This window comes from Thioclava sp. JE_KL1, from assembly GCF_009296265.1.
Lineage (GTDB): Bacteria > Pseudomonadota > Alphaproteobacteria > Rhodobacterales > Rhodobacteraceae > Thioclava.
Genome location: NZ_WBJS01000037.1, coordinates 1 through 3,733, shown reverse-complemented (window position 1 = coordinate 3,733; position 3,733 = coordinate 1). Strand labels below are relative to the sequence as shown.

2 protein-coding genes and 1 pseudogene are annotated in these 3,733 nt (G+C 64.7%); all 3 read left to right on the top strand.

All coding sequences use genetic code 11. The features are described from left to right. Positions 1 to 306, top strand: a pseudogene (locus F8R15_RS21585) (oxidoreductase); the annotation flags it as partial. 4 nt (positions 307 to 310) lie between these two features. Next, a complete protein-coding gene (locus F8R15_RS20635) occupies positions 311 to 1,801 on the top strand; it encodes a putative inorganic carbon transporter subunit DabA (RefSeq protein WP_152845840.1) in 1,491 nt (496 codons plus the stop codon). Between the two features lie 21 nt (positions 1,802 to 1,822). Continuing rightward, a protein-coding gene (locus F8R15_RS20630; RefSeq protein WP_368731105.1) for an IS3 family transposase occupies positions 1,823 to 2,964 on the top strand; the annotation gives its coding sequence in 2 pieces (ribosomal slippage) (positions 1,823 to 2,063 and positions 2,063 to 2,964; 1,143 coding nt in all). Positions 2,965 to 3,733 lie beyond the last annotated feature (769 nt).

Genomic DNA, 3,733 nt, shown 5'->3' with positions numbered 1-3,733 from the left:
CCTCTGTTCTGGCGCACGACGCTGATGTCTCTGGGCGCGACCCTTGGCTATTTCGCGCTGCATTGGGGGGCGAATGCGCTCTCGGCGGGCACCCTGCCGCCGCCGCCCGTCGCCGATCCGCTGATCTGGCTCGTGATGCTCCTGACCGTCGTGGGCTTCGGTCTCGCGGCATGGGCGCAGGCGACCTTCCCGCTCTGGGGCAGCCATCCGGCTGCGGCGGGGCTGCGGGTCCACCTGATGAACGGTCTCTATCTCAATGCGCTCACCGATCGGTTGATCGGACAGACGCCCCTCAAGAAAGGTTAAGGCAATGAGCTTCCACAGCTATCAGTTTCCCGGCGCCACACTGCAACTCTTTGCCGCCGCCGAAGATGCGTTGGCACAGATCCCGCCCGCCTTCGGCTTGGAGGCGACGGTCGCGGTGAACCCCTACCTCGGCCAGGCCGGAGAGAGCCGCGTTCAGGCCGCGACCCGGCTGGCGCGCGTGGCAGGCGCCCGGATCACCGCACCGCGCGAGGTGATCGCCGCGTGGCTCGAGGCTGGGCGCGTGACAAAACAGGACATCGCCGCCGCCGCGGTCGGGGCCGGGCTCGATCCCGCTCAGGTGCAAAAGGCGCTTCATGACCCTTCGCCCGCCTATTGCCCCGATCCAACGCTGGTCGATCTGGCGGCGCGTGAAACCGGGCAGGATTGGCCCGCGCTGATCGCGGACCGGGTCGGCCTGTGGGCTGGCGGGCATTTCGACAAGGGCCAAGCGCTCTGGCCCGCACCGGGCGGATCGGCCTTCAAAGCGTGGCGGGCGTTCGCGCTGCGCGACCTGACGCCGGGCTTGCGCGGACTGCGCGGCTTCTGCGCCTTCGCGGCGAGCCTGCCCACGGATCCACGCGCGGCCTTCGCGGAGCTGACGGGACGGCTTGGTCTGAGCACCGAGGCCGCACCGCTCTATCTGCATCGGCTCGCGATGAGCCTTGGCGGCTGGGCACAATATGTGCGCGGGCTCGGCTGGGCCGATGGGCTGAAGGGCGAACGCAACGCGCTGGGGTTCGAGATGTTGGTGATCCGGCTCGCGTGGGAGGTGGCGCTGCTCGACAGCTTCGGCGAGCAGCTATCCACACCCTGGGCGCAGGCACTGAAAGCTCATGCCGCGCCGCTGGAGCCGAGCCTCGATCTACGCATCGATCTGGCCCTGCAGGAGGCTGCCGATCAGGCCGAGGAACGGGCGCTGGCCGAAAAGCTCCCCGCCTCGGGAGGCAGGGCTGGCGCACCGACGCCGGACATTCAGGCAATCTTCTGCATCGACGTGCGCTCCGAGCCGTTCCGGCGGGCGCTGGAAACCGCTGATCCGGGCGTGCAGACGCGTGGCTTCGCGGGGTTCTTCGGCCTGCCGATCGCGCATCTCGGGCTGGCCTCGGATCAGCGCGAGGCGCGGGCGCCGGTGCTGCTGGAGGCGGCGCTCAACTCGCAGGTCGCGGTGAGCGGCAAGGCAGACCAGGCGGAACGGATCACCCGGCGCGCGACCCGCGCCTGGGGCCGGTTCAAGCTGGCCGCGGTCTCGTCCTTCGCCTTCGTGGAGGCGGCCGGACCACTTTATCTTGGCAAGCTATTCGGGTCGGCGATGGCGCAGGACGACGCCCCGTCCCCTGAACCTGTGCCCGCGCTCGACCTGCCCTCGGACGCGCGGATCGCACTCGCGGGCCGGGTGTTGCGGGCAATGTCGCTTACCTCCGGTTTCGCGCCAGTGGTGCTGATCGCGGGGCACGGTGTGAATAGCCCCATGGTTCGTGGACGCCTTCTTCCCTAATTTTGAGGCAAGGAGGCCACGATCGGCAAAGGCAACTACAGCGATGAGTTCAAGCGGGACGCGGTCGCGCAGATCACCGAGCGGGGTTACCCGGTTGCGGAGGTGGCGCAACGGCTCGGGGTGAGCCAGCACTCTCTCTATGCATGGAAGCGGAGGTTCGCGAAGGCGTCGTCCGGCGAGGCTGAGAAGGATGCCGAGATCCGGCGCCTGAAGCGGGAGCTGACACGGATGACGGAGGAGCGCGACATCCTAAAAAAGGCCACCGCGTATTTCGCCAGGGATGCAAAGTGAGATACGCGTTCGTGGCCGAGCATCGCGGACAGTTCTCGGTGCGGGCGATGTGCCGGTGCCTGCGTCTCCAGCCGAGCGGCTTCTACGCTTGGCTGAAGGCTCCGCTGAGCAGGCGGGCCTTGGAAGACAAGCGTCAGACTGAGCTGATCCGGCAAGCCTGGTCCGACAGCGGCAAGGTTTATGGCTATCGCAAGCTGCATGACGACCTGCTCGATCAGGGCGAGAGCATCTGCCCGAACCGTGTTGCGCGTCTGGCCAAGCTGGCTGGCATCAAGGCCGAGATCGGCTACCGGCGCCGACCAGGCCATTATGGCGGCAAGCCTTCGATCGTAGTGGACAACGCCCTGGATCGACAGTTCGACGTGGAGGCCCCGGACCGGGCCTGGGTGACCGACATCACCTACATCCGGACGCTGGAGGGCTTCGCTTACCTCGCCGTGGTCATCGACCTCTACTCCCGCCGTGTGGTCGGCTGGTCGATGCAAAGCCGCCAGACGACCGACGTCGTATTGCAGGCCCTGCACATGGCCGTCTGGCGCCGAAAGCCGAAGGTCAGGGTGCTTATCCACTCGGACCAGGGCAGCCAGTTCACCAGCATGGATTGGGCGGCGTTCTTGCGGGCCCACAATCTTGAGCACTCGATGAGCCGCCGTGGGAACTGTCACGACAACGCCGTCGCGGAGAGCTTCTTCAACCTGCTCAAGCGCGAGCGGATCAGGCGCCGGACCTACAGAACCCGCGAGGAAGCACGGCGAGACGTGTTCGATTACATCGAGATGTTCTACAACCCGAAGCGCAAGCACGCGAGGAACGGGATGCTGTCGCCCGTCGAGTTCGAACGGCAGCAGAGACTGAGAGCCGAAGGCGTCTAAGAAACGTGGGGCTATTCAATCAGCCTCGCGAATATGACGTGCGAATGCGCTCTTTGAGGAAATCTTTGCAAGCTCTGCCTCCCGTGGTCCCCGCCTCTTCGTGGCCGCGGAGCAACTTCGCACTGTGCCGAGGTGACGAACTTCAGTTTGTCAGCCGCAGAGGAGCCTGAGGCATTCGCGGTCTTCGTGCGGAGAACGCTTGCGAACATACTGAGCCGCCATTTTCGGGCAAACGTGACACATGTCTTCAAGCCTGTCTTAGATCACAGCTCGAACCGAATTTAGAATGGGGAACGACACCCGAAACCCGCCGCGATCAGTTATTGTACTTACTCGGAAGTTCCGTTCGCGAGAGTGAGCAGACCTGCGTTCGATTTCAGCAATTGGGCATCAATCCCGCATGATCGCTGCGCCGAAGACCGAATGCGCGGCAAACGCTATGCCGCGATTGCACTAGACACGCTCAGGCACGCGACCACCTTTACCCCCCGCGCTATCGCTGAGGCTCCCTCGACGCGAAACGAGAGATAACACCTCTTCGAAATTGTCGCACCATTGGCCGAAGCGCACCCTCCGTCGCCTCCAAGTATACTGCCAACCCAAAGATGAGAAGTGAGGCGATGGGCTCTGTTGCACAAATCCCGTGAAGGGATTCATGTTGTGAATCCAGCGTGGTAGCTGGCTGTCATGAGCAGACCGACGCCCCCGACCTACAAGACCAGGAACTGGCCATCCTACAATGAAGCGCTCAAGCGCCGTGGCTCACTGA